Consider the following 25757-nt stretch of genomic DNA (forward strand, 5'->3'; position numbering starts at 1 on the left):
GAGTGGATGACTGCGGGGCCGCTGTGGCTGATCGCGCAGTTCCCCGCGCCCCTAGGGGGTTGGCCCCGGCCCGCGTTGGCAGGCTCGCGAAGGTCTGCGCAGCTGTGCGCGCGCCCCCGCTCACTACCCCACGACGAGCAGGACCGTCAGCAAGATCGCCCCCGCAACCGCAGGCGCGACAACCTCGTACGCCCACCGCACGCTCACGTCGCCCACCTCACGCCGGGTCCCCCGCTGCTCCTCGTCAGCCGCGAGCAACGCCCGCAAGTCGTCCATCGCCCGGTCCCCCTCGGCCCGCACGGGCTCACTCCCCCCGGCTCCAGCAGGCCCCCGAAGCCCGCCAAGGACACGCCCGCCGCCCGCCCCCGCCTCACCGGCCGCCGTCGCCCGAGCTTCCCGTCGGCCGGCACGCTTACGCCCCCGCAACGACACCGGCAACGCCCAGAGCTGGTACTTGGCCCCGCCCTCGGTGATCACCTCGTTGGAGAGGCTGGACCGCAGCACGGCAACTCGCCCCCACGGCACGACGATCACCCGGAACGGGTTCCGGACCCGCACCCGCTCATCGTTGGCGTACACCGCGGGCCGGAACGTGAACGCGACGATCAACGGAACCGCCAGGATCAACACGGCCAGCGCCACCCAGGGCGTACGGCCCTGCCCCCGCACCACCGCGTCGATGCCGAGCCAGCCGACGATCGCGAGCATCAGGACACCACCGGCGATCGCACCGGACGACCGATAGACCCGATCCCGGGTCTCGGGTTCGGGCACCGAGGGCTGCGGCGCGGAAGACTGCGATTCCGGAGACGTCATACCCCGATTCTGCCCGACCCCCCACAACCCGCACCCCCACCCCCAAGGGCCACAACCACAACCAGCCGAGCCAAGCAACACAACCAACGCCAGAGCAACCCCCTGCCTTTAAGGGGCGCGGGGAACTGCGCGACCAGCCACGACGGACCCGCACTCACCCACCCAAGGGGCGCGGGGCTGTGCCAATCTGCGACTCCGCCGCGCGGGCGCGACCAGCCACAACGAACCCGCACCCACCCACTCCCCACACCCCCCACCCCCCAGGGGCGCGGGGAACTGCGCAAACACCACCACGCACCCGCACCAAGAACACCGCCCAAGCCAAGCGCCCAGCGCCCCGCAGGGGGTTGTCCTGCCGCTACGCGCGTAGATATGCTCGGCTGGTGACCATGCCCACCGCACCCGCCCCAAGGGACCTCACCGCGTCCGACAGCTCCCTACGCCGCTACCTCCACGGCCTCCCCGGCGTCGACCCCGTCGGCCTGGAGGCCCGCGCCGCCTCCCTCGGAACCCGTTCCGTCAAGGCGGCCTCGAAGGCGTACGCCATCGACCTGGCCATCTCGATGGTCGACCTGACGACCCTGGAGGGCGCGGACACCCCCGGCAAGGTCCGCGCGCTCGGCGCCAAGGCCGTCCACCCGGACCCCACCGACCGCGCCACCCCCGCGACCGCGGCCGTCTGCGTCTACCCCGACATGGTGCCGTTCGCGAAGGAGGCCGTGGCCGGCTCCACGGTGAAGGTCGCCTCGGTCGCCACCGCCTTCCCGGCCGGCCGCGCCGCCCTCGACGTGAAACTGGCCGACGTCCGGGACGCGGTCGCCGCGGGCGCCGACGAGATCGACATGGTCATCGACCGCGGCGCGTTCCTCGCGGGCAAGTACCTGAAGGTGTACGAGGAGATCGTCGCCGTGAAGGAGGCCTCCGGACCGGCCCGCCTGAAGGTCATCTTCGAGACCGGCGAGCTGTCGACGTACGACAACATCCGCCGGGCCAGCTGGCTCGGCATGCTGGCGGGCGCCGACTTCATCAAGACGTCGACAGGCAAGGTCGCCGTCAACGCCACGCCCGCCAACACCCTCCTCATGCTGGAGGCGGTCCGCGACTTCCGCGCCCAGACCGGCGTCCAGGTCGGCGTGAAACCGGCCGGCGGCATCCGCACCACCAAGGACGCGATCAAGTTCCTGGTGCTGGTCAACGAGACCGCGGGCGCCGACTGGCTGGACAACCACTGGTTCCGCTTCGGCGCCTCCTCGCTCCTGAACGACCTGCTGATGCAGCGTCAGAAGCTGGCCACCGGCCGCTACTCCGGCCCCGACTACGTGACGGTGGACTGATCCCCATGGCATCCGCATTCGAGTACGCACCGGCGCCCGAGTCCCGCGCCGTCGTCGACATCGCGCCCTCCTACGGCCTGTTCATCGACGGCGAGTTCACCGACGCGGCCGACGGCAAGGTCTTCAAGACCGTCAGCCCCAGCACGGAGGAAGTCCTCTCCGAGGTCGCCCGGGCCGGGTCCGCGGACGTCGACCGCGCGGTCCGGGCCGCCCGCAAGGCGTTCGAGAAGTGGTCGGCGCTGCCCGGCGCCGAACGCGCCAAGTACCTGTTCCGCATCGCCCGGATCATCCAGGAACGCAGCCGCGAACTCGCCGTTCTGGAGACGCTGGACAACGGCAAGCCGATCAGGGAGACGAGGGACTCCGACCTGCCCCTCGTCGCCGCGCATTTCTTCTACTACGCCGGCTGGGCCGACAAGTTGGACCATGCCGGGTTCGGCGCGAGCCCCCGGCCGCTGGGCGTCGCCGCCCAGGTCATCCCGTGGAACTTCCCGCTGCTGATGCTGGCGTGGAAGATCGCCCCGGCGCTGGCCACCGGCAACACGGTGGTGCTGAAGCCGGCCGAGACGACGCCGTTGTCCGCGCTGTTCTTCGCGGACATCTGCCGCCAGGCGGGCCTGCCCAAGGGCGTCGTCAACATCCTTGCGGGGTACGGCGATTCGGGCGCCGCGCTGGTCGCGCACCCGGACGTGGACAAGGTCGCCTTCACCGGTTCGACGGCCGTCGGCAAGGAGATCGCGCGGACGGTCGCGGGCACCCGCAAGAAGCTCACGCTCGAACTGGGCGGCAAGGGCGCCAACATCGTCTTCGACGACGCCCCGATCGACCAGGCGGTGGAGGGGATCGTCACCGGCATCTTCTTCAACCAGGGCCAGGTCTGCTGCGCGGGCTCGCGGCTGCTGGTCCAGGAGTCGATCCAGGAAGAGTTGCTGGATTCGCTGAAGCGCAGGCTCGCCACGCTGCGGCTCGGTGACCCGCTGGACAAGAACACCGACATCGGCGCGATCAACTCCGCCGAGCAGCTGGCCCGGATCACCGCGCTGGTCGACCAGGGCGAGGCCGAGGGCGCCGAGCGCTGGTCCCCGGCGTGTGAACTCCCCTCCGCCGGTTACTGGTTCGCGCCGACGCTCTTCACGAACGTCGCCCAGGCGCACACCGTGGCCCGCGACGAGATCTTCGGCCCGGTGCTGTCGGTGCTGACCTTCCGCACCCCCGACGAGGCGGTGGCGAAGGCCAACAACACGCCGTACGGCCTGTCGGCGGGCATCTGGACGGAGAAGGGTTCGCGCATCCTCGCGGTCGCGAACAAGCTCCGGGCGGGTGTCGTCTGGTCCAACACGTTCAACAAGTTCGACCCGACCTCGCCGTTCGGCGGGTACAAGGAGTCGGGCTTCGGCCGCGAGGGCGGCCGGCACGGCCTGGAGGCGTACCTCGATGTCTGACGCGCGACTGTCGGTGTTCAAGACCTACAAGCTGTACGTCGGGGGCAGGTTCCCCCGCAGCGAGAGCGGCCGGGTGTATGAGGTGACCGACTCCAAGGGCGGCAACTGGCTTGCCAACGCGCCCCTTTCGTCCCGCAAGGACGCCCGGGACGCCGTCGTCGCGGCCCGCAAGGCGTTCGGCGGCTGGGCGGGCGCGACGGCCTACAACCGGGGCCAGATCCTCTACCGCGTCGCGGAGATGCTGGAGGGCCGCAAGGAGCAGTTCGGCCGTGAAGTGGCGGACGCGGAGGGCCTGTCGAGGTCCAAGGCGGCCGCGGTGGTGGACGCGACGATCGACCGCTGGGTCTGGTACGCGGGCTGGACCGACAAGATCGCCCAGGTGGTCGGTGGCGGAAACCCGGTAGCGGGCCCGTACTTCAACCTCTCCTCCCCCGAACCGACCGGCGTGGTAGCCGTCCTGGCCCCGCAACGGTCGTCGTTCCTCGGCCTGGTCTCGGTGCTGGCCCCGGTGATCGCGACCGGCAACACGGCTGTCGTGATCGCCTCCGAGAAGTCCCCCCTCCCGGCCCTCTCCCTCGGCGAGGTCCTCGCCACCTCCGACGTCCCCGGCGGCGTCGTCAACGTCCTGTCCGGCACAACGGCGGAGATCGCGGCGCCTCTCGCGGCCCACCAGGACGTCAACGCGATCGACCTCGCGGGCGCCGGCGAAGAGTTGGCGAAGGAGCTGGAGATCGCGGCGGCCGACAACCTCAAGCGCGTCCTGCGCCCCCACCCGGGCACCGACTGGACGGCAACACCGGGCACCGACCGCCTGACGGCCTTCCTGGAGACAAAAACGGTCTGGCACCCCACCGGCGCCCTGGGCGCCACAGGCTCCGCCTACTGACCCACACCGCACCGCCGGGTGGCCGTCGACCGGGCCACCACAGACCGGGAGCCGCGGCCGTCCCCCGTCCGGGGTGGGCGCGGCTCCCTTCTGGGCGGTGGGCGTCAGCCGCCCACGCCGCCGAGCAGTCCGGTCACCTGCCCCAGTACCGGGATGTTCCCGATCGACGAGGCCTGGGCGATCGGGGCGGTCAGCATCTGGGTGTTGACGGCCTTGAAGTCGGCGAGCTGGGTGCCGACGCCGTTGTCCAGCGGGTCGACGCCGGTGCCGGCCAGCGGGTTGGGCTTGAGGGCCGAGAGCGGTCCGGTGACGTAGCCGACGGAGCCGGTCACCGCCTGGAGACCGGCCTGCGGGTCGATCTTGCCGAGGGTCGTGGGCCGGGTCCGCATGACGTCCACCACGGGTGCGGTGTCGGCCGCGGCCGTCGCGGCGCCCGCGCCCAGGGCCACTCCCGCGGTGGCGAGGGCGATCAGGGCGCGCTGGGCGGTCGGGTGCGGGGAGGGCGCTTGTCGTGCCATCGCTGATGCCACCTTCTGTGGGGCGCAGGGTAATCAGGTCGACACGAAGGGTAGTTGAGGTGTGATGCGCACTCCAAAGACGACCCGCGGGGTCGGCAGGGCGTACGGAATACGTCAAACTGGTGTCCCGTGAGCATCCATCTCCCCTCCTCCGCCCGCGTCGTGCTGCTCTGCGGCCCCTCGGGCTCGGGCAAGTCCCTCGTCGCCGCCCGCTGCGGCCTGCCCGTGCTGCGGCTCGACGACTTCTACAAGGAGGGCGACGATCCCACGTTGCCGCTGGTGGTGGGGAGTTCGGACATCGACTGGGACCACCCGGGGTCCTGGGACACCGAGGCGGCCGTCGCCGCGATCGCCGAGCTGTGCCGCACCGGCCGCACCGAGGTGCCGGTCTACGACATCTCGCTCAGCGCCCGCACCGGCACCGAGGGTGTCGACATCGCCCGCACCCCGCTCTTCGTGGCGGAGGGCATCTTCGCGGCCGAGATCGTCGCCCGCTGCCGGGAACTGGGCCTGCTGGCCGACGCGCTGTGCCTGAGCCGGGGCCCGCTGACCACGTTCCGCCGCCGTTTCCTGCGGGACCTGAAGGAGGGGCGCAAGTCGGTGCCGTTCCTGCTGCGCCGAGGCTGGCGCCTGATGCGCCAGGAACGCACGATCGTCGTCCGCCAGACCGCCCTGGGCGCCCACCCCTGCGACAAGGACGAGGCCCTCACCCGCCTCGCGGCAGCGGCGGTGGGCCGCCAACCAGCCCCGACCCCGGCCCCGGCCCCGGCCCCGACCAACTGACGGAACGAATCGGGCCACTTCCGCGTCCCAGAACAGAGCCCCGACGCAGAAGGAACCCACCGATGCCCGTTGTCCGCCGCCTGCTCCTGACGGCCGCCCTGCTGACCTCCGTCGCCGCCTGCACCCGCGTGGAGGGCGTGTCCTCCTGCGCGTACCGCGTGACGTACGAGGGTCGCAGCTACGGCGATGTGTCGAACGTCGACTTCACGGCCGGCGAGAGAGTGGGCACCGCCGTCCTGCCGCCCTGCGACCCCGAAGGCGGCGACTCCGGCCAGCGGCTCGCGGCGTACGCGGTCGAGGGAACGGACCCGTCCATCGCCCTCGCCGTCGGCCACGAACCGGACGACCTGACGTACGTGGAGACCCTGTCGCAACAGTGAGAGGGTCTCACGGAAGTGAACCCCAACCCGGATGTTAGAGGGTCTCACGAAAGTGAACGCCACCCCGGGCGCTAGAGGGTCTCACGGAAGTGAAGCCGTATCCCGTTCGCGAAGGGGCGGACATGAGAACGGGACTGGATGGACCCCCCGGCCCTCCAGTCCCGTTCTCCCCCCGTTCCCCCGAGCGATCCCCCGTGATCCCCCGCGGTGACGACCGGCGGCGCTCCCCCGAGCGCTGCCCGCCGTCTCCCCCCTCGAACCTTCAGGCGACAAGCTCCCCGAAGGCGTCCTGCTCGTCACGGCCGAAGGTGAGGACCTCGTCCTCGCGCATCCGGCGCAGGGAGCGCCAGATGCTCGACTTCACCGTGCCGACACTGATGTCGAGAAGCTCCGCGATCTCCGGGTCGGTGCGGCCCTCGTAGTACCGCAGGACCAGCATCGTGCGCTGGAGTTCGGGCAGCCGGGCCAGCGCCTGCCACAGGACGGCGCGCAGTTCGGTGCCGCGCATGGCGTCCGTGTCGCCGGGCGTCTCCGGCAGCTCCTCGGTCGGGTACTCGTTCAGCTTGCGGCGGCGCCACGCGCTGATGTGCAGGTTGGTCATGGTCCGGCGCAGATATCCGCCGACGGCGGCCTTGTCGGTGATCCGCTCCCACGCCCGGTACGTCGAGAACAGCGCGCTCTGGAGCAGGTCCTCGGCCTCGAAGCGGTCGCCGGTGAGGTGGTAGGCGGTGGCGTACAGGGAGGCGCGGCGCTCCTGGACGTAGGCGGTGAACTCCGCCTCCGTCAGCGAACGACGTTCCCCCGTGCCCTCCCTGTACTCGCTTCCCCCGTACGTCTCCCCCGTACCGGCGTCCACCACCGTCATGTAGGCGGTGTGCTGACGCCCGGTGCCGCGACCGCACCCCCGCCCGGTCATGACGGCACCGGACTTCTCCGAACCCCGTGTCACGTCGTGCAGTCGCGTGACCACCGCGCAGTTGCTGGTGCTGTGCAGGGTGTTCATCTCGCGCCCCCCGTCGTGGACTTCCGGTGTTCCGTTCGCTCCGGCGCTTGAGCCCCGCCGATGTCGAAAACTGTGCCGGGGCCACTTCATCGCCTTGTCCGCCGACTGTCACAGAGCTGTCACAGGGGCCCACCACGCGGCACGCACAGGACGATCACATAATCAGCCGCTACGGGTACGTACCTGTACAGGAGTCGAAACCCCGCCCCCGCATGGGCCAGAATGAGCCCCGTGCCTTCCCTGTTGCTGATCGAGGACGACGACGCCATCCGCACGGCCCTGGAGCTCTCACTGACGCGCCAGGGACACCGCGTGGCCACCGCTGCCACGGGAGAGGATGGCCTGAAACTGCTGCGTGAGCAGCGCCCTGACCTGATCGTGCTGGACGTGATGCTGCCCGGCATCGACGGTTTCGAGGTGTGCCGCCGCATCCGGCGCACCGACCAGCTGCCGATCATCCTGCTGACCGCGCGCAACGACGACATCGACGTCGTCGTCGGCCTGGAGTCGGGTGCCGACGACTATGTCGTCAAGCCCGTGCAGGGCCGGGTCCTGGACGCCCGTATCCGGGCCGTGCTGCGGCGCGGTGAGCGCGAGGCGAACGACGCGGCGACCTTCGGCAGCCTCGTCATCGACCGCGCCGCGATGACCGTCACGAAGAACGGCGAGGATCTCCAACTCACCCCGACCGAGCTGCGGTTGCTGCTCGAACTGAGCCGGCGGCCCGGACAGGCGCTGTCCCGGCAGCAGTTGCTGCGGCTGGTGTGGGAGCACGACTACCTGGGCGACTCCCGGCTGGTGGACGCCTGTGTGCAGCGGCTGCGCGCCAAGGTCGAGGACATCCCGTCGTCGCCGACGCTCATCCGCACGGTGCGCGGGGTCGGTTACCGCCTGGACGTTCCTCAGTGACCGACGCGGACGGGGCGGGGCGCGGCTGGGCCGCGGCCCGTAAGGGGATCTGGTCGCGGCTGCGCTTCACGAGCCTGCGGCTGCGGCTTGCGCTGGTGTTCGGCCTGGTGGCGCTCACCGCGGCGGTGTCCGCGTCGGGCATCGCCTACTGGCTCAACCGCGAGGCGGTGCTCACCCGCACCCAGGACGCGGTGCTGCGCGACTTCCAGCAGGAGATGCAGAACCGCGCGGGCGCCCTGCCCGAGAACCCCTCGCAGGACGAACTCCAGCGCACGGCGGGGCAGATGGCCGACAGCAGCCAGCGCTTCAGCGTGCTGCTGGTCGCCGAGTCGGCGGGCGGCAAGGCCGTGTACGGGACTTCGGGCGCGCTGGACGGCTTCTCCCTCCAGGACGTGCCGAGTTCACTCCAGAAGGCGGTGAACAGGAAGCAGAAGGTCGACTCCGCCAACAAGTACCCGTATCACCTGTACTGGCAGCGGGTGGTCGAGCACGGCACCCCGTATCTGGCGGCCGGCACGCAGGTGATCAACGGCGGCGCGACCGGTTACATGCTCAAGTCCCTTGAGCCGGAGGCCAAGGACCTCAACTCCCTCGCCTGGTCCCTCGGGATCGCCACCGCGCTGGCCCTGGTCGGCTCGGCGCTGCTCGCGCAGGCCGCCGCGACGACGGTGCTGAAGCCGGTGCACCGGCTCGGGGTGGCCGCCCGCAGCCTCGGCGAGGGCAAGCTCGACACCCGCCTGCGGGTCTCCGGCACCGATGAACTCGCCGATCTGTCACGGACGTTCAACCTCGCGGCGGAGGCGCTGGAGAAACGTGTCGCCGACATGGCGGGCCGGGACGAGGCGTCCCGCAGGTTCGTCGCGGACATGAGCCATGAGCTGCGCACGCCGCTCACCGCCATCACCGCCGTCACCGAGGTGCTGGAGGAGGAGCTGGAGGCGGAGTCGGGGAGCATCGACCCGATGATCGAGCCCGCCGTGCGCCTCGTCGTCAGCGAGACCCGGCGGCTGAACAACCTGGTGGAGAACCTGATGGAGGTCACCCGCTTCGACGCGGGCACCGCCCGCCTGGTCCTGGACGACGTCGACGTCGCCGACCAGATCACCGCCTGCATCGACGCCCGCGCCTGGCTGGACGCGGTGGAGCTGGATGCCGAGCGCGGCATCCACGCCCGCCTCGACCCGCGCCGCCTCGACGTCATCCTCGCCAACCTGATCGGCAACGCCCTCAAGCACGGCGGTTCCCCGGTGCGGGTGTCGGTGCGGACGGCCGGGGAGCGGCGCGACGAGATCGTCATCGCGGTGCGCGACCACGGTCCCGGCATCCCCAAGGACGTCCTGCCGCACGTCTTCGACCGGTTCTACAAGGCGAGCGCCTCCCGGCCGCGCTCCGACGGCAGCGGCCTCGGCCTGGCCATCGCCCAGGAGAACGCCCACTTCCACGGCGGTGAGCTGACCGCCGCCAACTCCCCTGAAGGCGGTGCGGTGTTCACGTTCCGGCTGCCGAGGGACGTGTCGGAGCTGACGGCCGAGCCGGACGACGGCGACGCGCCGGAGGGGGAGGTCCGATGAGGGCGCGCGCGCTGCTCGCGGTGCCGTTGCTGGCCGGTCTGCTGGCCGGGTGCGGCATCCGTTCGACGCAGGTGCCGACGGACTTCGGGGCGGCGCCCTCGCGGGTGCAGTGCTCGCCGGCCGACCCGAACGTCTCCACGGAGGCCGCGCGGGGGCTGCCGGTGCAGGTGTTCCTGCTGTGCGGGGAGTCCCTGGTCGCGGTGGACCGCACGGTGCGGGTCCCGGACGGAACGGCGGATTCCGCGCGGCGCGTCCTGGTGGCGCAGGGTCTGCTGGACGAACTGGCGGCGACGCCGTCGTCGTCGGAGCAGGAGGCCGGGTACACGACGGACGTGCGCGGCGGGATGACGGTGGACGGGCCCCGGCACGGCGATCCGGAGGACACGTTGCGGCTGAGCAGTCCGCCTGCCGACCTCACGTCGTACGCGCTCGCGCAGATCGTGTGTACGTTCTCGGACTCGGCGGCGGCCGAGGGCGACGGTTCGGTGATCCTGGGCGGCCCGGGCACGGACGTGCTGCGCCGTTACGAGTGCACCGACGACGTCCGCTCCCGCCCCGGCACCCTGACCCCGCCGTCGTCCGAGGTCGGCAAGGGCTGAGGCCGGGTGTGGCGGACGCCTCATGGGGCGGGCGGTGCGCACCGGAACCGTTCCCGCCGGGCGTGGCGTCTTGGGTGGCGTGCAGCGTGAAGGCTCAAACGGCGAAAGCCCCGCGATCCGACTCCGGGTGACGGGAGGTGTCCTCCTCGTCGCACACCTGGTGCTCGTCGCCTGGCTGACCCTGAGACCGCTGGACGTGCCCTGGGTGGCGCCGGCCAATCTGCATCCGTTCGCCGGTATCCGCGCCGACCTCGCGCTGGGCGGCCCGACGGCGGCCCGCCGGATCGCCGAGGGCCTCGCGCTGCTCGCCCCGCTGGGGGTACTGATCCCGCTGGCGCACGGCAGGCTCCAGGCGCCGCCGCTGGGTTCCTTCGTGCGGACGGTGGCGGCGGGCTTCCTCGTGTCGCTGGCGATCGCCCTGTTGCAGACGGGGGTGCCGGGGCGGGTCCCGGACATCGACGCGGTGCTCCTGAACACCGTAGGGGTGGCCCTCGCGCACGCCGTGGTGGTGCCGGGCGGGCGGGCCAGGGCCCGTCGCCGGGGTGCGCGCGAACGGCGCAGCGACGCCCCGAAGGAGGGAGCGTCTCAGGGTCGGACCCCGACGATTCCCAGGGTCGGGATCGTCCCGTAGACGGACGGTTTGTCTTGGGGGGCGGGCGTAGCGTGGAGTTCGGACGGGGCAGCCGCACCGGCGCCCCGGTCAGATGACGCTCACGAAGGAGCAGCACATGTCCGCCCTTGTCCGCCCCACCAACGGCCGCGTGATCGGCGGAGTCTGTGCCGCGCTCGCCCGGCGCTTCGGCACCTCCGCGACGACGATGCGGGTGATCTTCCTGCTGTCCTGCCTGCTGCCGGGCCCGCAGTTCCTGCTCTACATCGCCCTGTGGATACTGCTCCCCGCCGAGAACAAGTCCCGCACCGCCTGGTAGCGGCGCGCCCCCCTTGGCCACGGGGAAACGGCCACCGGGAAACGGCCACGGGGAACGGCGACGGGGCGCACCCCCGTGTCCAAGGGGTGCGCCCCGTCGGCGCGTCGAGGAGGCTCAGCCGAGCGGAATGCCGTTGATCGGCAGACCCTTGGTGGGCAGGCCGCTCAGCAGGGGCAGGCCGCCGAGGAGACCCTTGACCGGGGCGGTGGGGCCGTCGGCCAGCACGTTCGCGGCGGCCGGCTGCGCGGCGGCGACACCGGCCTGGACGGCGGCCGTGCCGTGGGTCAGCGCCTGACCGGCACCCGGCAGCGCGTTGGCGAGGCCCGCGGCGGGCAGCGCCGAGGTGACGGTGCCCAGCGCCTGGGTCGTGTCCGGGAGCGCCGGGGCCGCGCTGGCGGCGCCCGCACCGGCGGCGGCGAAGGCGGCACCGAGGGCGGCGACACCGAGGGTCTTGGCAGCAGACTGCTTCATGAAATGCGTCCTCGAAATGGGGTTACAGGGTACGAGCGGTCCCCGAACGTAAACACGCGAAGGCACCCGCCGCAAACATCGAAATGCGGACGGGTTGTGAATACCGGCCGCATTTACGCGCCCCGAACTCCTGTGTTCACTCGATAGATTCGACAGAACCGCTGGTGGACGCGGTCTGCTGGAACAGCCATTCGGATTTCAGTTCCGCATATCCGGGCTTCACGACGTCGTTGATCATCGCGAGTCGTTCGTCGAAAGGAATGAACGCTGATTTCATCGCATTGACAGAGAACCACTGGATGTCGTCGAGCGTGTAACCGAATACTCCGACGAGATGCTCGAACTCCTGACTCATGCTGGTCCCCGACATCAGCCGGTTGTCCGTGTTGACGGTGGCACGGAAATGCAGCCGCCGCAGCAGTCCGATCGGGTGCTCGGCGTAGGAGGCGGCGGCCCCGGTCTGGAGGTTGGAGGACGGGCACAGTTCCAGGGGGATGCGCTTGTCGCGCACATAGGAGGCGAGCCGTCCGAGGGTGACGGTGCCGTCGTCGGCGACCTCGATGTCGTCGATGATGCGCACTCCGTGGCCGAGCCGGTCGGCGCCGCACCACTGGAGGGCCTGCCAGATGGAGGGCAGCCCGAAGGCCTCGCCGGCGTGGATGGTGAAGTGGTTGTTCTCCCGCTTCAGATACTCGAAGGCGTCGAGGTGCCGGGTGGGCGGGAACCCGGCCTCGGCGCCCGCGATGTCGAAGCCGACGACGCCGAAGTCGCGGTAACGGTTGGCGAGTTCGGCGATCTCCAGGGAGCGGGCCGCGTGCCGCATCGCGGTGAGCAGGGCGCCGACGCGGATGCGGTGGCCGTCGGCGCGGGCGAGGCGTTCCCCGTCCCGGAAGCCCTCGTTGACGGCCTCGACGACCTCTTCGAGGGTGAGTCCGCCCGCGAGGTGCTGTTCGGGCGCGTACCGCACCTCGGCGTAGACGACGCCGTCGGCGGCGAGGTCCTCGGCGCACTCGCGGGCGACCCGCACCAGCGCGTCCCGGGTCTGCATGACGGCGACGGTGTGGGAGAAGGTCTCCAGATACCGTTCCAGCGAGCCGGAGTCGGCGGCCTCCCGGAACCAGAGGCCCAGTGCGCCGGGGTCGGTCTCCGGGAGACGTGCGTATCCGGTCTCCCGGGCGATGTCGACGACGGTGCCCGGACGCAGGCCGCCGTCGAGGTGGTCGTGCAGCAGAACCTTCGGCGCCCGGCGGATCTGGTCCGGCGTCGGGGTGTTCGCGATGCTCTGACTCGTCATGTCCGCACTGTAACTCCTCATCTCCTACGCGCGTAGACGTCCGGGTGTGTGCCCCCGTCGATACGGAACGGTGACCGCACGGACGGGGCGGGGACACCGTCGCTTCTGACACTGTTCTGTCATGGCACACCAAGTGACGCCGGTGCGGCGGGCCCGGCTGGGGAGGGCGTTCGGCCCGCGACCGACGGCGGTGAGCGGGGCGGTGCTGCTGCTGCCGCGCGGCGACGAGGACTCGGCCCGCAGACCGTCGCCGCTGCTCGCGACGGCGTCCGTGCGGGGGCTCGGGCGCAGGTTGGCCCGGGCGGGGCGGGGCGAGGGGCTCGCGGTGCACGTCGTGCACTATCGCGGGCGCGGCTGGAACGGAGAGGCGGCGCGGCTCGCGCAGGACGCGGAGTGGGGTGCCGACGAGGTCGTCCGGCGCTACGGGGATGTGCCGGTCTGTCTCGTCGGCGTCGACATGGGCGGGCGGGCGGCGTTGCGCTCCGGTGGGCACGAGGCCGTCAACTCCGTGCTGGCGATCGCCCCTTGTCTGCCCGAGGAGGATCTCGCTGCGCCACTCGAACCGGTGAAGCAGCTGGTGGGGCGGCGGGTGATGGTCGTGCACGGCACGAATGACCGGCGGACCGATCCGGAGCTGTCGTTCCGGCTTGCCTCGCGGGCGAAGAAGGCGAATCGGGAGGTGTGCCGGTTCGAAGTCCATGCCGACGGGCATGGGTTGCATCAGTACCGGGCCGAAGTGCATGCCCTCGCGGAGGATTTCGTGATGGGTGCGTTGTTCGGGCGGGCCTTCTCGCGCCCTGTGGAGGATGCGCTCGCGGCTCCGCCGCCTCTGGGCTTGCGCATGCCGCTGGCCGCGGGCTTCGGAAAGTCCCTACACCGACACTAGCCACCCGACTGCCGACCGGCGAGGGCAAACAGGCGGTGCCGCCTGGGGCTCTCGATTCGACTGACGGCCGGTGGGGGCTGATCGCGCAGTTCCCCGCGCCCCCTAAAAGCAAGGCGGTGCCGCCTCGGGCTCTCGATTCGGCTGCCGGCCGGTGGGGGCTGGCCGCGCAGTTCCCCGCGCCCCTTACTCGGCGTGGCCGGACCGTCGGCGAAAAGGCTCGGCCCAGTTGGTCGCGCCCACGCGGCGTCGCCGAAACGGGCCCTTCAGGGGGCGAGTCAATGCGGCGCCGGTTCAGCAGCGCCCCGAAAGGGGCGCGGGGAACTGCGCGGCCAGCCCCCACCGGGCGGCACTCGAAACTCAAGCCCAGGGCGGCACCGCCCCGTCTTCAAGGGGCGCGGGGAACTGCGCGGCCAGCCACCACCGGGCGCAGGCCGAAACGGGACCCGAGGCGGCACCGCCCCGTCTTTAAGGGGCGCGGGGAACTGCGCGGCCAGCCACCGCCGGGCGGTGGTCGGATCGCGAGCCCTGGGCGGCACCGCCCTGTCTTTACGGGCGCGGGGGACTGTGCGGCCAGCCAGCGCCGGGCGCAGGCCGAAACGGCAGCCCGAGGTGGGTTATTGGGTTAGCAAGTTGCCCTTTCTTGAGAGGAGGAAGTTTTTGAAGGCTGTCACCGGTGGGGTGTCCGGGTGGCCGTCCAGCCAGGTGAGGGCGATCTCCCGGACCGCCCGAGGCGAGGTGACGGCCAGCTCGACGACCCCGGGGCGAGGAAAGACCGGCGGCGGGAGAAGCGCGACCCCCAGCCCCGCAGCCACCAGCCCACGCAACGTCTCCGCCTCCTCCCCCTCAAAGGCCACCCGAGGCTTGAAGCCCGCTTCGAGGCAGGCGGCGTCGGTGATACGCCGCAACCCGTACCCGGCTTCGAGGGTGACGAACGTTTCCTCGGCGGCCTCCGCGAGCCGCACCCGACGCCGCGCGGCGAGCCGATGATCGGCCGGCACGACCAGGTACAGCTTCTGCTCGTCGAGGCGGCGAGCCACGAGATCGGGGGCGTCCGGCACCGGAGAGGTGAGGCACAGGTCGAGTTCACCGGCGCGCAGCCGCTCCAGCATGGCCTCGCCGTACGTCTGGACCAGCGAGAAACGGACCCGGGGATGATCCGCGCGGAACGCCTGGAGCAGCCCCGGCACCGTCTCCGCCCCCATCGTGTGCAGGAACCCGAAGGCGACCTTCCCGGTGGCCGGGTCGGCATCCGCCCGCACCTCCTCCACCGCACGGCCGATCTCCGCGAGCGCCCGCTCCACCGAGCCCAGGAAGGCGCGCCCGGCCGGGGTGAGCGAGACCGTGCGGCCGTGCCGGGCGAACAGGTCGACGCCGAGATCCTGCTCCAGCCGCACCAGCGCCCGGGACAACGTCGACTGCGGCACCCGCATCTCGTGCGCGGCCCGCGTGACGTGCTCGGTCCGCGCCACCCCGGCGAAGTGCGCAAGCCGCGGGACGAGCGACAGCACGATGGCTTCTGTGTCACTGGACGGTGACAGGTTCCCCTGTGACCTCTGCTGATGCTCCATGGGAACGATTATGGCCAGTTCGGGCATTGGACGGATGAGTCGGTCGTCCCTATCGTCGAAGGCATGTCTCCCGCCAGTACCGGGGCGTCCACCACCCAGGGCGCCGCAGCCCCACCCGCTCCCTCCGCCTCCGCCGCCTCCTCCTCCCTTTCCTCCCCAGACACCCGGCTGGCCCCAGGCTCCCCCGGCTACCGGCGGATGAGCTTCGCGCTCTTCCTGGCGGGCGTCGCGACGTTCGCGCTCCTCTACTCGACGCAGGCGCTGCTGCCGTTGATCTCCGGGGAGTTCGGGGTCGCGGCGAGCGACGCGAGCTGGACGGTGGCGGCGGCGACCGGCGGTCTCGCGCTGTTCGTGCTGCCGATGAGCGCCCTGTCGGAACGGTTCGGGCGTCGAACGGTGATGACGGCGTCCCTCGTGGTCGCGGTCTCCGTCGGCCTGCTGGTGCCGTTCGCGCCGTCGATCGGCACGTTGGTGGCGCTGCGCGCGGTGCAGGGCGCGGCGCTGGCCGGGCTGCCCGCGTCGGCGACGGCGTATCTCGCCGAGGAGGTCAGGCCGAAGGCGCTGGTGACGGCGATCGGCCTGTTCGTGGCGGGCAACAGCGTCGGCGGGATGAGCGGCCGGATCATCACCGGCTGGGTCGCGCAGGAGTGGGGCTGGCGGGTCGCGGTCGGTGTGATCGGCGCCCTCGCGGTCGGGTGCGCGGTCGCGTTCCGGCTGCTGCTTCCGGCGCCGACGCACTTCACGGCGGGGTCGCTGCGGCCCCGGGTGCTGCTCGGGACGGTCCGCGACCATCTGTCCAACCCGTTGCTGCGGCGCCTGTACGCGATCGGCGCCCTGTTCATGACGGTGTTCGGCGGCGTCTACACGGTGATCGGATACCGGCTGAGCGCACAGCCGTTCGGGCTCGCTCAGGGTGTCGTGGGGTCGGTGTTCCTGGTGTACCTGGTCGGTACGGTGTCGGCGTCGACGGCCGGTCGGCTGGTGGAACGGCTGGGTCGGCGCGGCACGTTCTACCTGGCCGGGGGGACGACCGCGGCGGGGCTGCTGCTGTCGCTGGTGGACTCGTTGGTGCCGGTGCTGCTCGGGCTCGTGCTGATCACCGCGGGGTTCTTCGCGGGGCACGCGGTGGCGTCGTCGGCGGTCAGCCGGACGGCGACGCGGGGGCGGGCGCAGGCGTCGGCGTTGTACCAGTCGTCGTACTACATCGGGTCGAGCACCGGCAGTACGGTCGGGGCGGTCGCGTTCCACTCGGGGGGCTGGGGCGGCACGGTCTGCGTGGGCCTGCTGGCCGTGCTGGGCGTCGGTGCGATCACCCTGGCGGGTAGCAGGGCGGCGTCCCGGGCGCAACCGGTGCCTACCGGCTGACGCCGGGGTCTGTGCGGGGCAGGTTGTCGGTCGGCTGCGGCGCCGTGGGGGCTGGTCGCGCCCGCGCGGCGGAGCCGCATATAAGACACAGGCACGCGCCCCTTTAGAAGCAGGGCGTTGCCGTCATCGTTGGCAACAGGTTCGCGCCCCCTAAAAGCAGGGCGTTACCGTCGTCGTCGGCGACATCGTCCCCGGCCCGGCTGGTCGCGCCCACGCGGCGGAGCCGCATATAAGACACAGCCCCGCGCCCCTTTAGAAGCAGGGCGTTGTCGTCGTCGTTGGCAACAGGTCCGCGCCCCTTGAAAGCAGGGTGTTGCCGTTGTCGGCGGCCGAAATAGGAGGGCTTCCACCCGTCGAACTGTTGAACCCGACCGGCCCCCGCCTGGGGGTTTTCTGCTGTGGGGGACGTTGTCAGTGGGCTGGGGTAGGTTCCGGAGTGGGGCGCGATGGTGCGCTATGGGAACGCCAGGGGTGGGTGGACGGCGATGACGACGGACCTCGACATCACGTTGGACAAGTACCGGACCGAGCTGACCGGGTACTGCTACCGCATGCTCGGGTCGTCCTTCGAGGCGGAGGACGCGGTGCAGGACACCATGGTGCGGGCGTGGCGCAGCTACGGGACGTTCGAGGGGCGGTCCAGCCTCCGTTCGTGGCTCTACCGGATCGCCACCAACGTGTGCCTGGACATGCTGAGCGCGGGCAACAAACGGGCCCGTCCGATGGACCTCTCCGACGCGACACCGCTGGCCCGGGCCGCCCTGTCGCCCCGCCCGGACACCACCTGGCTGGAGCCGATGCCGGACGCGCGGGTGCTGCCGGCCGTCGAGGACCCGGCGGAGGCGGCGGTCGCCAAGGAGTCGGTGCGGCTGGCGTTCATGGCCGCGCTCCAGCAACTGCCGCCCAAGCAGCGGGCGGTGCTGATCCTGCGGGAGGTGCTGGCCTGGCGCGCGAGCGAGGTCGCCGAGTTGCTGGGCACCTCGGTGGCGTCGGTCAACAGCGCGTTGCAGCGGGCCCGGGCGACGCTCGCCGAGCGGGAGGACAAGGGGGCTGGCGCGGCCGTCTCCGATCCGTTGGACGAGGAGCAGCAGAAGCTTCTGGAGCGCTATGTGGCGGCGTTCGAGGGGTACGACATGACGGCGCTGACGGCGTTGCTGCACGAGGACGCCATCATGACGATGCCGCCGTTCGACCTGTGGCTGACCGGGCATGCGGACATCGCGGGGTTCATGACGACGATCGGCGCGGCCTGCGCGGGCTCGCGTCTGCTGCCGGTGCGGGTGAACGGGCTGCCGGGGTTCGCCCAGTACAAGCCGGACCCGGAGCAGGGCGGTTTCGCGCCCTGGGCGATCCAGGTGCTGGAGATCTCAGACGGCCGGCTCACCGGGTTCCACTTCTTCCTGGACACGCAGCGCTGGTTCCCGCTCTTCGGGATGCCCCTCCACCTCGACGGGGAGGCCGACCAGGTCGAGGACGGCGCGTAGGGCGGGGGCGGGGTCCCGCAGCCGAATCCGCCCGTCGGCCCGGCGGGCGGCCAGCTGGAGCCGGGCCAGCAGCTCGACGGCGGCGAGGCCGGGCGGCCCGATCCCGGCGACGTCGACCACGACGACGCCGTTCCGACCGGCCGCGAGCCCGGCCCTGACGTCGTCGCAGAGCCCCCTCACCTCGTCCCGGGTGACGGGTCCCGGCGGCGCGACTACGACGGGTGTCATGGCGTCCACGACCGGTAGACCCGACGAGCGGGCGTAACTCATCGCGCCCGGCGGCCGGTCCACTGGTCGGGATCACATTGACCTGTCCCCCTTCTCCCGGGTTGGGTTGGTGTATGCCCCAAGGATCAGCGCCCCCCTGGATACCCGACGCCCTCGCTCACCCGTGGGAGGTGTCGTGCAGGGCGTTCTGACCGGGTTCGCGGTCATCGCGGTCGTCATCGGCGTCGGGTATGTCATCGGGCTCCAGGGTCACCTGGGCGAGCACGGCCGGGAGGTGCTGACGAAGCTGGCGTTCCATGTGGCCTCCCCCGCGCTGATGTTCACGACCCTGGCCCGCACGGATCTCTCGGTCGTCTTCTCCAGCCGCCTGCTGGTGACGGCGGTGAGCACGGCGGTGGCGGCCGGGGTCTTCGCGGCGGTCGGCGTGGCCCGGGGGTGGGGCGTGGGCCGCACCACGATCGGCGCCCTGTGCTCCAGTTACGTCAACTCCGGGAACCTGGGCATCCCGATCGCGGTGTATGTGCTGGGGGACGCGTCACTGGTGGCGCCGGTGGTGCTCTTCCAGCTGGTCGTCGTCACCCCGGTCGCCCTCATGGTCCTCGATCTGGCGGGCGGCGACGGGCAGGACCCGTTGTGGCGTCGTCTGCTGGCCCCGCTGACCAACCCGATCGCCCTCGCGTCCCTGGCGGGTGTGGCGGTCTCGGCATCGGGGCTGCGGGTGCCGGGGCCGGTGCTTGAGCCGTTGACGCTGATCGGCAACATGTCGGTGCCCGCGGTGCTGTTGGCGTTCGGGATCTCCCTGTGCGGCAGCACGATGCCGGGCAAGGGCGCCGAACGGCATCCGGTGTTCCTGTCGGTCGCCCTGAAGGTGGTGGGCCAGCCGCTGGCCGCGTGGGCGCTCGCGGCGGGCGTGTTCGACCTGCACGGCCACCAACTCCTCGACGTGGTCGTCACCTCGGCCCTCCCGGCGGCCCAGAACCTCTACACCTACGCCAGCCGCTACCGCGTCGCCGAGACCCTGGCCCGCGACTCGATCCTCGTCTCCACAGTCCTGTCGGTCCCGGTCCTGGTGGCCATCGCGACGGTGCTGGGCTGAGGGGCGGTCAGCCGACGGGGCTTCGGGGGCCCAGCGGTCGATGAGGAGGCAGAGGGGGTGCCCGCCGCAGCGTAGGCAGCCACCTTGGTGATGTCGTCCCAGCTCCGACCGGGGTCCTGGCTGACGGCGCGTGCGCTCATGACGGTTTTCTCTCGCGTGAGCGTCGCTCCCAGCACGTCGAACGGGACCGGCGATGGTCCGCCGATCCCGTTCACCCAGACGAAGGAAGCGCAGGTCAGGCGATACGTTCCCGCACCACCGGGGTCGCCGTGAACGGCGTTCCCTCGGGGCTGATGTCGTAGGAGCCCGCCGTCGCCTCCAGGGCGTAGGGGAAGCGGGCCGGGGTGTCGGTGTGGAGGGTCAGGAGGGGCTGGCCCGCGGTGACGTGGTCGCCGGGCTTGGCGTGCAGTTCGACGCCCGCGCCCGCCTGCACCGGGTCCTCCTTGCGGGCGCGGCCCGCGCCCAGGCGCCAGGCGGCGATGCCGACGTCGTAGGCGTCGAGGCGGGTCAGGACGCCCGCGGCCGGGGCGGTGACGACGTGCTGTTCCTTCGCCGTGGGCAGCGGGGCGTCCGGGTCGCCGCCCTGCGCCGCGATCATCCGGCGCCAGACGTCCATCGCGGAACCGTCGGCCAGCGCCTTCGCCGGGTCGGCGTCCTTCACACCGGCCGCGTCGAGCATCTCGCGGGCCAGCGCGATCGTCAGCTCGACGACGTCGGAGGGGCCGCCGCCCGCCAGCACCTCGACGGATTCCCGGACTTCGAGGGCGTTGCCGGCCGTGCGGCCCAGCGGGGTCGACATGTCGGTCAGGAGCGCGACCGTCTTGACCCCGTGGTCGGTGCCCAACCCCACCATCGTGGACGCCAGTTCACGCGCGTCCTCGATCGTCTTCATGAAGGCGCCCGTGCCCACCTTCACGTCCAGGACCAGGGAACCGGTGCCCTCGGCGATCTTCTTCGACATGATCGAGGAGGCGATCAGCGGGATCGCCTCGACCGTGCCGGTGACATCGCGCAGCGCGTACAGCTTCTTGTCGGCCGGGGCCAGGCCGTCGCCCGCCGCGCAGATCACCGCGCCGGTGGTGTCGAGAACGGCGAGCATCTCCTCGTTGGAGAGCAGGGCCCGCCAGCCGGGGATGGACTCCAGCTTGTCGAGGGTGCCGCCGGTGTGGCCGAGGCCCCGGCCCGAGAGCTGCGGGACGGCCGCGCCGCAGGCCGCCACGAGCGGGGCCAGCGGGAGCGTGATCTTGTCGCCGACGCCGCCCGTGGAGTGCTTGTCGGCGGTGGGGCGGGACAGCGCGGAGAAGTCCATGCGCTCGCCGGACGCGATCATCGCGGCGGTCCAGCGGGCGATCTCGCTCCGGTTCATGCCGTTGAGGAGGATGGCCATCGCGAGCGCGGACATCTGCTCGTCGGCGACCTCCCCGCGGGTGTACGCGTCGATGACCCAGTCGATCTGCTCGTCGCTGAGTTCACCGCGGTCCCGCTTGGTGCGGATGACGGAGATGACGTCCATGGCCTTGGCTTTCCTTCCGACGGTCAAAGAAAGACGCGGCCCCTCCGTGTCGGGCAGAGGGGCCGCGCGGGAGTTACTGGGCGGCCGTGAGGTGCCCGGGGCCGAAGGCCTGCGGGAGCATGTCCGCCAACGGCAGGATGCCCGCCGGGGTTTCGAGGAGCAGGTCGGCGCCGCCGAACTCGTACAGGAGCTGTCGGCAGCGGCCGCACGGGACGAGGATCTCGCCCTGGCCGTCGACACAGGTGAAGTGGGTCAGCCGGCCGCCCCCGGTGCGCTGTAGCTCCGAGACGAGACCGCACTCGGCGCACAGGCCCAGGCCGTAGGACGCGTTCTCGACGTTGCAGCCGGAGATGATCCGGCCGTCGTCGACACGCGCGGCCACCCCGACCGGGTACCCGGAGTAGGGGGCGTAGGCGTGGGTCATGGCCTCGCGGGCGAGGGCGCGCAGCGCGGGCCAGTCCACGGCGCCGGTCACTTGCCCTGTCCTCTGCGGTAGGGCATGCCGTCCGCCTTCGGCATCCGCAGGCTCTGCGCGGACAGCGACAGCACCAGCAGGGTGACGAGGTACGGGGTGGCGGTGACGACCTGCTTGGGGACGTCGTCGGTGGTGGCGTACCAGACGAACATCAGGGCCGAGGTGACCAGCGTGATGACGGCGGGCGTGTACCGCTTCCTCCAGGCGAGGTAGGCCGCGCCGAGGACGAGGAGGATCGCCAGGAGCAGGATGAGGGCGTGCACGTTGGTGGTGCCGCCGCGCAGGTTGAGGCTGTCGGTGTAGCCGAACAGGCCCGCGCCGAGGGCGAGTCCGCCCGGCATCCAGTTGCCGAAGATCATCGCGGCGAGGCCGATGTAGCCGCGCCCGGCGGTCTGGCCGTCGAGGTAGACGTTGGAGGCGACGATCGAGAGGTAGGCGCCGCCCAGGCCCGCGAAGCCGCCGGAGACGATCACGGCGATGTACTTGTACTTGTAGACGTTGACGCCGAGCGACTCGGCGGCGACCGGGTTCTCGCCGCAGGAGCGCAGCCGCAGCCCGAACGCGGTGCGCCACAGCACGTACCAGGAGAGCGGAACGAGGGCGACGGCGACGACGGTCAGCGGCGACAGGTCGGTGATCAGACCGCCGACGAGTCCGGCCAGGTCGGAGACGAGGAACCAGTGCTTGTCGTTGAGGGTCTCCAGGGCGCTGGAGAGGCCGGGGACGTCGAAGCTGCCCAGGGAGTCGATGGGCGGGGACTGCTTGGAGGAGCCGCCGGGCGCGTTCTCGAAGGTGAACTTCGAGAGGTAGCGGGTGGAGCCGAGGGCGAGGATGTTGATGGCGACGCCGGAGACGATGTGGTTGACGTTGAAGGTGACGGTCGCGATCGCGTGCAGGACCGCGCCGAGGGCGCCGCCGACGATGCCGAAGACGACGCCGGTCCACGGGCCCCACTGGTAGCCGGCCCAGGCGCCGAACCAGGTGCCGAGGATCATCATGCCTTCGAGGCCGATGTTGACGACGCCGGCCCGCTCCGACCACAGGCCGCCGAGCCCGGCCAGGCCGATCGGGACGGCGAGGCTGAGCGCGGTGGACATCTGGCCGGTGGAGGTGATGCCGTCGGCGCCGGTGATCAGGCGGACCACCGAGGTGAGGACCAGGACGCCCGCGATGATCAGCAGGAGGACCGGCAGGGACAGGCGGCGGCTGCGCGTGCCGGGCTTCTTCGCCTCGGGCTTGCTGAGGGTCGCGGTGCTCATCGGGCCGCCACCTCCTTCTTCTCGGTGTTCTGGGCGGCGGCCGCGGCCAGTTCGGCGCCGACCTGGCGCTGTTGCCTGCGCAGCCCCCACTGGCGGACGGCCTCGTAGGAGATGACGACGGCGAAGACGATCAGGCCCTGCATGATCGTCGCGATCTCCTTCTCGTACGCGACCGGGGTGGCGTAGTCGAGGGCCGGGGAGGCCTTGTCGAGGAAGGCGATCAGGAGGGCGGCGAAGGCGATGCCGACCGGGTTGTTGCGGCCGAGCAGGGCGATGGTGATGCCGGTGAAGCCGAGTCCGGTGGGGAAGCTGAGGCTGTAGGTGTGGGCGTCGCCGAGCAGCAGCGGCAGCCCGGACAGGCCCGCGACCGCGCCGGAGATGAGCATCGCGGTGAGGACCATCTTCTTGGCGTCGACGCCGGAGGCCGCGGCGGCGGTCTCGGAGGCGCCGGTGGCGCGCAGGTCGAAGCCGAACCGGGTGCGGTTGAGGATCACCCAGTAGGCGACGCCGAGCAGCACGGCGAGGAAGACCAGGCCGTAGATCTCGCCGACGTCCGCGCCGAGGTCGATGCCGGGCACCCAGCCGGAGGCCTTCATGGTGCCGGTGGTCATGTTGTTGCCGACCTGCACGCCGAAGACGTCGGAGAGGGTGAGGTAGCCGATGACGCTGGTGGCGATGGCGTTCAGCATGATCGTGGCGACGACCTCGCTGACCCCCCGGGTGACCTTCAGGACGCCCGCGATACCGGCCCAGAAGGCGCCGGTGAGGGCGCCGACGAGCAGCAGCAGCGGGATCTGGAGGAATGACGGCAGCGCGAGGTGGGCTCCGACGACGGCGGTCATCATCGCGGCGAGCCGGTACTGGCCGTCGACGCCGATGTTGAAGAGGTTCATCCGGAAGCCGACGGCGACCGAGAGGGCGGCGATGTAGTACATCGACGCCTGGTTGAGGATCAGCACCTGCACATCGGAGAACCCGACCTGCTCCAGCATCAGCACATACGGCTGGAACGGGTTCTTGCCGGACGCGATCAGCACGATCGAGGTCAGCAGGATCGCCGCGACGAGCGCGATGACCGGCCCGGCCACCGCGAGGAGCACGCGCTCCTTGTCGAACTTCTTCATCGGGCCTCGTCCTCCGGACCGGCGGCGTGCGCGGGGTCGTCGGTGCTCTCGGTGCTCACGGGGTCTGCGGGGGCAGTGGGTGCTGCGGGTGCCGCGGTTTCATCGGAGTCGGTGTGTTCCAGGTGGCCGGAGGCGGCGCCCGTCATGGCGGAGCCCAGCTCCTCCGGGGTGACGGTGGCCGGGTCGGCGTCCGCGACGAGGCTGCCGTTGTAGATCACCCGCAGGGTGTCCGACAGGCCGATCAGCTCGTCCAGGTCGGCGGAGATCAGCAGCACCGCCAGGCCCTCGCGGCGGGCCTCCCGGATGCGGTCCCAGATCTGCGCCTGCGCGCCGACGTCCACGCCCCGGGTGGGGTGGGCGGCGATCAGGAACTTCGGCGCGTGGCTCATCTCCCGGCCGACGATCAGCTTCTGCTGGTTGCCGCCGGACAGGGAGGCGGCGGTGACGTCGATGCCGGGGGTGCGGACGTCGTACTCCTCGACGATCCGGCGGGTGTCGGCCTGGGCGGCCTTCGGGGTGAGCCAGAAGCCGCTGGCGTTGGGGGCCTCGGTGACATGGCCGAGGATGCGGTTCTCCCACAGCGGCGCTTCCAGGAGCAGCCCCTGGCGGTGCCGGTCCTCGGGGATGTAGCCGACGCCGCCCACCCGGCGCCTGCGGGTGGACCAGCCGGTGATGTCCTCGCCGAGGAAGGCGATGGCGCCGGAGTCGGCGTGCTTGGTGCCGATCAGCGCGTCGATCAGCTCGGTCTGGCCGTTGCCCTCGACGCCGGCGATGCCCATGACCTCACCGGCGTGGATGGTGAAGGTGACGCCGTCGAGGACCTTCTTGACCTCGCCGCCCTCGTGGGCCAGGCCGATCCCGCCGGACGGTTCGGACTCGACGCCGAGGGAGGCGCCGCCGCTGGCGTAGACGGTGAGGTCGCGGACCTCGACGACCGGGCGGTCGGTGACCGTGGACTCGGCCGTCTCGGGGGTGGGCAGTTCGCTGCCGACCATCATCTCGGCGAGCTGACGCGGGGTGGTCTCGGCGGGGACGGCCGTGCCGACGGTGGTGCCGCGCCGGATGACGGTGATCTCGTCGGCGACCGAGAGGACCTCGCCGAGCTTGTGCGAGATGAAGATGACCGAGAGGCCCTCGGCCTTCAGTTCGCGCAGGTTGTCGAAGAGGGCGTCGACCTCCTGCGGGACCAGCACGGCGGTCGGCTCGTCGAGGATGAGGGTGGTGGCGCCGCGGAAGAGGACCTTGAGGATCTCCACGCGCTGCCGGTCGGCGACGCCGAGTTCCTCGACGAGGGCGTCGGGGCGCACCCCGAGGCCGTAGCGGTCGGAGATCTCGCGGATCTTCTTGCGGGCGCCGGCGCCGATGCCGTACAGCTTCTCGCTGCCCAGGACGACGTTCTCCAGGACGGTCAGGTTGTCGGCCAGCATGAAGTGCTGGTGGACCATGCCGATGCCGCGCGCGATGGCGTCGGCGGGGCTGGCGAACGTGACCTGCTCGCCGCCGACCGCGATGGTGCCCTCGTCCGGCTTCTGCATGCCGTAGAGGATCTTCATCAGGGTCGACTTGCCGGCGCCGTTCTCCCCCACCAGGGCGTGCACGGTGCCCTTGCGGACGCTCAGGTGGATGTCGTGGTTGGCGACGACACCGGGGAACCGTTTGGTGATTCCGGCCAGCTCGACAGCGATCGCGGTGCGATCGCCGAGCGGAGGGCTACTGGTCGCGTCGATGGCGCACACTCTCCTCGGGAAAGGGGCCTCTCTACGCGCGTAGCGCCCCTGCTTTGCCTAGTGCTCGGACCCCGGTCGATCGTGATCGTCTCGCGAT

26 protein-coding genes are annotated in these 25757 nt (G+C 71.3%); 14 read left to right on the plus strand and 12 right to left on the minus strand.

All coding sequences use genetic code 11. From position 1 onward, the window contains the following. Positions 1–123: 123 nt before the first annotated feature. Positions 124–816 carry a PH domain-containing protein gene (locus tag ACIQOU_RS20265; RefSeq protein WP_401538143.1) on the minus strand — a complete coding sequence of 231 codons (693 nt, stop codon included), beginning with the start codon at positions 814–816 and terminating at the stop codon, positions 124–126. A 389-nt stretch (positions 817–1205) separates the two neighbouring features. Here ACIQOU_RS20265 and deoC point away from each other — a divergent pair, with 389 nt between their 5' ends. The 3 genes from deoC to ACIQOU_RS20280 are packed head-to-tail and all read left to right on the plus strand — an operon-like array spanning position 1206 to position 4478. After that, on the plus strand, positions 1206–2150 hold the full coding sequence (gene deoC / locus ACIQOU_RS20270; protein ID WP_401538222.1) for a deoxyribose-phosphate aldolase: 945 nt from the start codon (positions 1206–1208) through the stop codon (positions 2148–2150). 5 nt (positions 2151–2155) lie between these two features. Further along, a complete protein-coding gene (locus tag ACIQOU_RS20275) occupies positions 2156–3592 on the plus strand; it encodes an aldehyde dehydrogenase family protein (RefSeq protein ID WP_401538144.1) in 1437 nt (478 codons plus the stop codon). Then, positions 3585–4478: an aldehyde dehydrogenase family protein gene (locus ACIQOU_RS20280; RefSeq protein ID WP_401538146.1), complete on the plus strand. Its 894-nt coding sequence runs from the start codon at positions 3585–3587 to the stop codon at positions 4476–4478. Before ACIQOU_RS20275 ends, ACIQOU_RS20280 begins: the two co-directional genes overlap by 8 nt. Positions 4479–4582: 104 nt before the next feature. Here ACIQOU_RS20280 and ACIQOU_RS20285 read toward each other — a convergent pair whose 3' ends face one another. Then, positions 4583–4996: a hypothetical protein gene (locus ACIQOU_RS20285; RefSeq protein ID WP_401538147.1), complete on the minus strand. Its 414-nt coding sequence runs from the start codon at positions 4994–4996 to the stop codon at positions 4583–4585. A 129-nt stretch (positions 4997–5125) separates the two neighbouring features. Between ACIQOU_RS20285 and ACIQOU_RS20290 the strand changes: the two genes are divergently transcribed. Both ACIQOU_RS20290 and ACIQOU_RS20295 read left to right on the plus strand, forming a co-directional pair. Then, positions 5126–5779: a uridine kinase gene (locus ACIQOU_RS20290; protein WP_401538148.1), complete on the plus strand. Its 654-nt coding sequence runs from the start codon at positions 5126–5128 to the stop codon at positions 5777–5779. A gap of 62 nt (positions 5780–5841) precedes the next feature. Then, the gene (locus ACIQOU_RS20295; RefSeq protein WP_401538150.1) at positions 5842–6159 is read left to right on the plus strand and encodes a DUF6281 family protein; all 318 of its coding nucleotides are present in this window, start codon (positions 5842–5844) and stop codon (positions 6157–6159) included. A gap of 262 nt (positions 6160–6421) precedes the next feature. On the opposite strand, the gene ACIQOU_RS20300 is transcribed toward ACIQOU_RS20295, so the two are convergent. Further along, on the minus strand, positions 6422–7162 hold the full coding sequence (locus tag ACIQOU_RS20300) for a SigE family RNA polymerase sigma factor (protein ID WP_401538151.1): 741 nt from the start codon (positions 7160–7162) through the stop codon (positions 6422–6424). A 231-nt stretch (positions 7163–7393) separates the two neighbouring features. Here ACIQOU_RS20300 and afsQ1 point away from each other — a divergent pair, with 231 nt between their 5' ends. The 5 genes from afsQ1 (at position 7394) to ACIQOU_RS20325 (ending at position 11170) form a co-directional block, all read left to right on the plus strand. After that, positions 7394–8071: a two-component system response regulator AfsQ1 gene (afsQ1, locus tag ACIQOU_RS20305; RefSeq protein ID WP_401538152.1), complete on the plus strand. Its 678-nt coding sequence runs from the start codon at positions 7394–7396 to the stop codon at positions 8069–8071. After that, positions 8068–9642, plus strand: coding sequence for an ATP-binding protein (locus tag ACIQOU_RS20310; RefSeq protein ID WP_401538153.1), 1575 nt, complete (start codon positions 8068–8070; stop codon positions 9640–9642). The genes afsQ1 and ACIQOU_RS20310 overlap by 4 nt, the downstream gene beginning before the upstream one ends. Beyond that, complete coding sequence (locus ACIQOU_RS20315; protein WP_401538154.1) at positions 9639–10241, plus strand: hypothetical protein; 603 nt, start codon at positions 9639–9641, stop codon at positions 10239–10241. The genes ACIQOU_RS20310 and ACIQOU_RS20315 overlap by 4 nt, the downstream gene beginning before the upstream one ends. A gap of 79 nt (positions 10242–10320) precedes the next feature. Continuing rightward, a complete protein-coding gene (locus ACIQOU_RS20320; protein ID WP_401538156.1) occupies positions 10321–10872 on the plus strand; it encodes a VanZ family protein in 552 nt (183 codons plus the stop codon). 97 nt (positions 10873–10969) lie between these two features. Further along, positions 10970–11170, plus strand: coding sequence for a PspC domain-containing protein (locus ACIQOU_RS20325; RefSeq protein ID WP_401538157.1), 201 nt, complete (start codon positions 10970–10972; stop codon positions 11168–11170). A gap of 114 nt (positions 11171–11284) precedes the next feature. Here the strand turns inward: ACIQOU_RS20325 and ACIQOU_RS20330 are convergent, their stop codons facing one another. Both ACIQOU_RS20330 and ACIQOU_RS20335 read right to left on the minus strand, forming a co-directional pair. Continuing rightward, the gene (locus ACIQOU_RS20330) at positions 11285–11641 is read right to left on the minus strand and encodes an ATP-binding protein (RefSeq protein WP_401538158.1); all 357 of its coding nucleotides are present in this window, start codon (positions 11639–11641) and stop codon (positions 11285–11287) included. Between the two features lie 136 nt (positions 11642–11777). Beyond that, positions 11778–12935 carry an adenosine deaminase gene (locus ACIQOU_RS20335; RefSeq protein WP_401538159.1) on the minus strand — a complete coding sequence of 386 codons (1158 nt, stop codon included), beginning with the start codon at positions 12933–12935 and terminating at the stop codon, positions 11778–11780. Between the two features lie 121 nt (positions 12936–13056). Between ACIQOU_RS20335 and ACIQOU_RS20340 the strand changes: the two genes are divergently transcribed. Continuing rightward, on the plus strand, positions 13057–13821 hold the full coding sequence (locus ACIQOU_RS20340) for a prolyl oligopeptidase family serine peptidase (protein ID WP_401538161.1): 765 nt from the start codon (positions 13057–13059) through the stop codon (positions 13819–13821). A gap of 614 nt (positions 13822–14435) precedes the next feature. Here ACIQOU_RS20340 and ACIQOU_RS20345 read toward each other — a convergent pair. Then, positions 14436–15389, minus strand: a complete 954-nt coding sequence (locus tag ACIQOU_RS20345) for a LysR substrate-binding domain-containing protein (RefSeq protein WP_401538162.1) — start codon at positions 15387–15389, stop codon at positions 14436–14438. Positions 15390–15452: 63 nt separating this feature from the next. On the opposite strand from ACIQOU_RS20345, the gene ACIQOU_RS20350 reads away from it, so the two are divergent. Both ACIQOU_RS20350 and ACIQOU_RS20355 read left to right on the plus strand, forming a co-directional pair. Further along, positions 15453–16754, plus strand: coding sequence for an MFS transporter (locus ACIQOU_RS20350; RefSeq protein ID WP_401538163.1), 1302 nt, complete (start codon positions 15453–15455; stop codon positions 16752–16754). 485 nt (positions 16755–17239) lie between these two features. Next, entirely contained in the window at positions 17240–18238 is a 999-nt protein-coding gene (locus ACIQOU_RS20355) for a sigma-70 family RNA polymerase sigma factor (protein ID WP_401538164.1), read from the plus strand. On the opposite strand, the gene ACIQOU_RS20360 is transcribed toward ACIQOU_RS20355, so the two are convergent. Continuing rightward, a complete protein-coding gene (locus tag ACIQOU_RS20360; RefSeq protein WP_401538165.1) occupies positions 18122–18466 on the minus strand; it encodes an STAS domain-containing protein in 345 nt (114 codons plus the stop codon). The genes ACIQOU_RS20355 and ACIQOU_RS20360 overlap by 117 nt on opposite strands. Before the next feature lie 175 nt (positions 18467–18641). Between ACIQOU_RS20360 and ACIQOU_RS20365 the strand changes: the two genes are divergently transcribed. After that, complete coding sequence (locus ACIQOU_RS20365) at positions 18642–19562, plus strand: AEC family transporter (protein ID WP_401538166.1); 921 nt, start codon at positions 18642–18644, stop codon at positions 19560–19562. Between the two features lie 235 nt (positions 19563–19797). Here ACIQOU_RS20365 and ACIQOU_RS20370 read toward each other — a convergent pair whose 3' ends face one another. The 5 genes from ACIQOU_RS20370 to ACIQOU_RS20390 all read right to left on the minus strand — a co-directional run bounded on the left by ACIQOU_RS20370 (position 19798) and on the right by ACIQOU_RS20390 (position 25618). Continuing rightward, positions 19798–21075 carry a thymidine phosphorylase gene (locus ACIQOU_RS20370; protein ID WP_401538167.1) on the minus strand — a complete coding sequence of 426 codons (1278 nt, stop codon included), beginning with the start codon at positions 21073–21075 and terminating at the stop codon, positions 19798–19800. A gap of 73 nt (positions 21076–21148) precedes the next feature. Then, entirely contained in the window at positions 21149–21550 is a 402-nt protein-coding gene (locus tag ACIQOU_RS20375; RefSeq protein ID WP_401538168.1) for a cytidine deaminase, read from the minus strand. Then, on the minus strand, positions 21547–22809 hold the full coding sequence (locus ACIQOU_RS20380; RefSeq protein WP_401538169.1) for an ABC transporter permease: 1263 nt from the start codon (positions 22807–22809) through the stop codon (positions 21547–21549). Before ACIQOU_RS20380 ends, ACIQOU_RS20375 begins: the two co-directional genes overlap by 4 nt. After that, positions 22806–23933, minus strand: a complete 1128-nt coding sequence (locus tag ACIQOU_RS20385; RefSeq protein ID WP_401538170.1) for an ABC transporter permease — start codon at positions 23931–23933, stop codon at positions 22806–22808. The genes ACIQOU_RS20380 and ACIQOU_RS20385 overlap by 4 nt, the downstream gene beginning before the upstream one ends. Next, positions 23930–25618, minus strand: coding sequence for an ABC transporter ATP-binding protein (locus ACIQOU_RS20390; RefSeq protein ID WP_401538223.1), 1689 nt, complete (start codon positions 25616–25618; stop codon positions 23930–23932). Before ACIQOU_RS20390 ends, ACIQOU_RS20385 begins: the two co-directional genes overlap by 4 nt. Positions 25619–25757 lie beyond the last annotated feature (139 nt).

It is taken from the genome of Streptomyces sp. NPDC091279 (assembly GCF_044757465.1).
Taxonomy (GTDB): domain Bacteria; phylum Actinomycetota; class Actinomycetes; order Streptomycetales; family Streptomycetaceae; genus Streptomyces.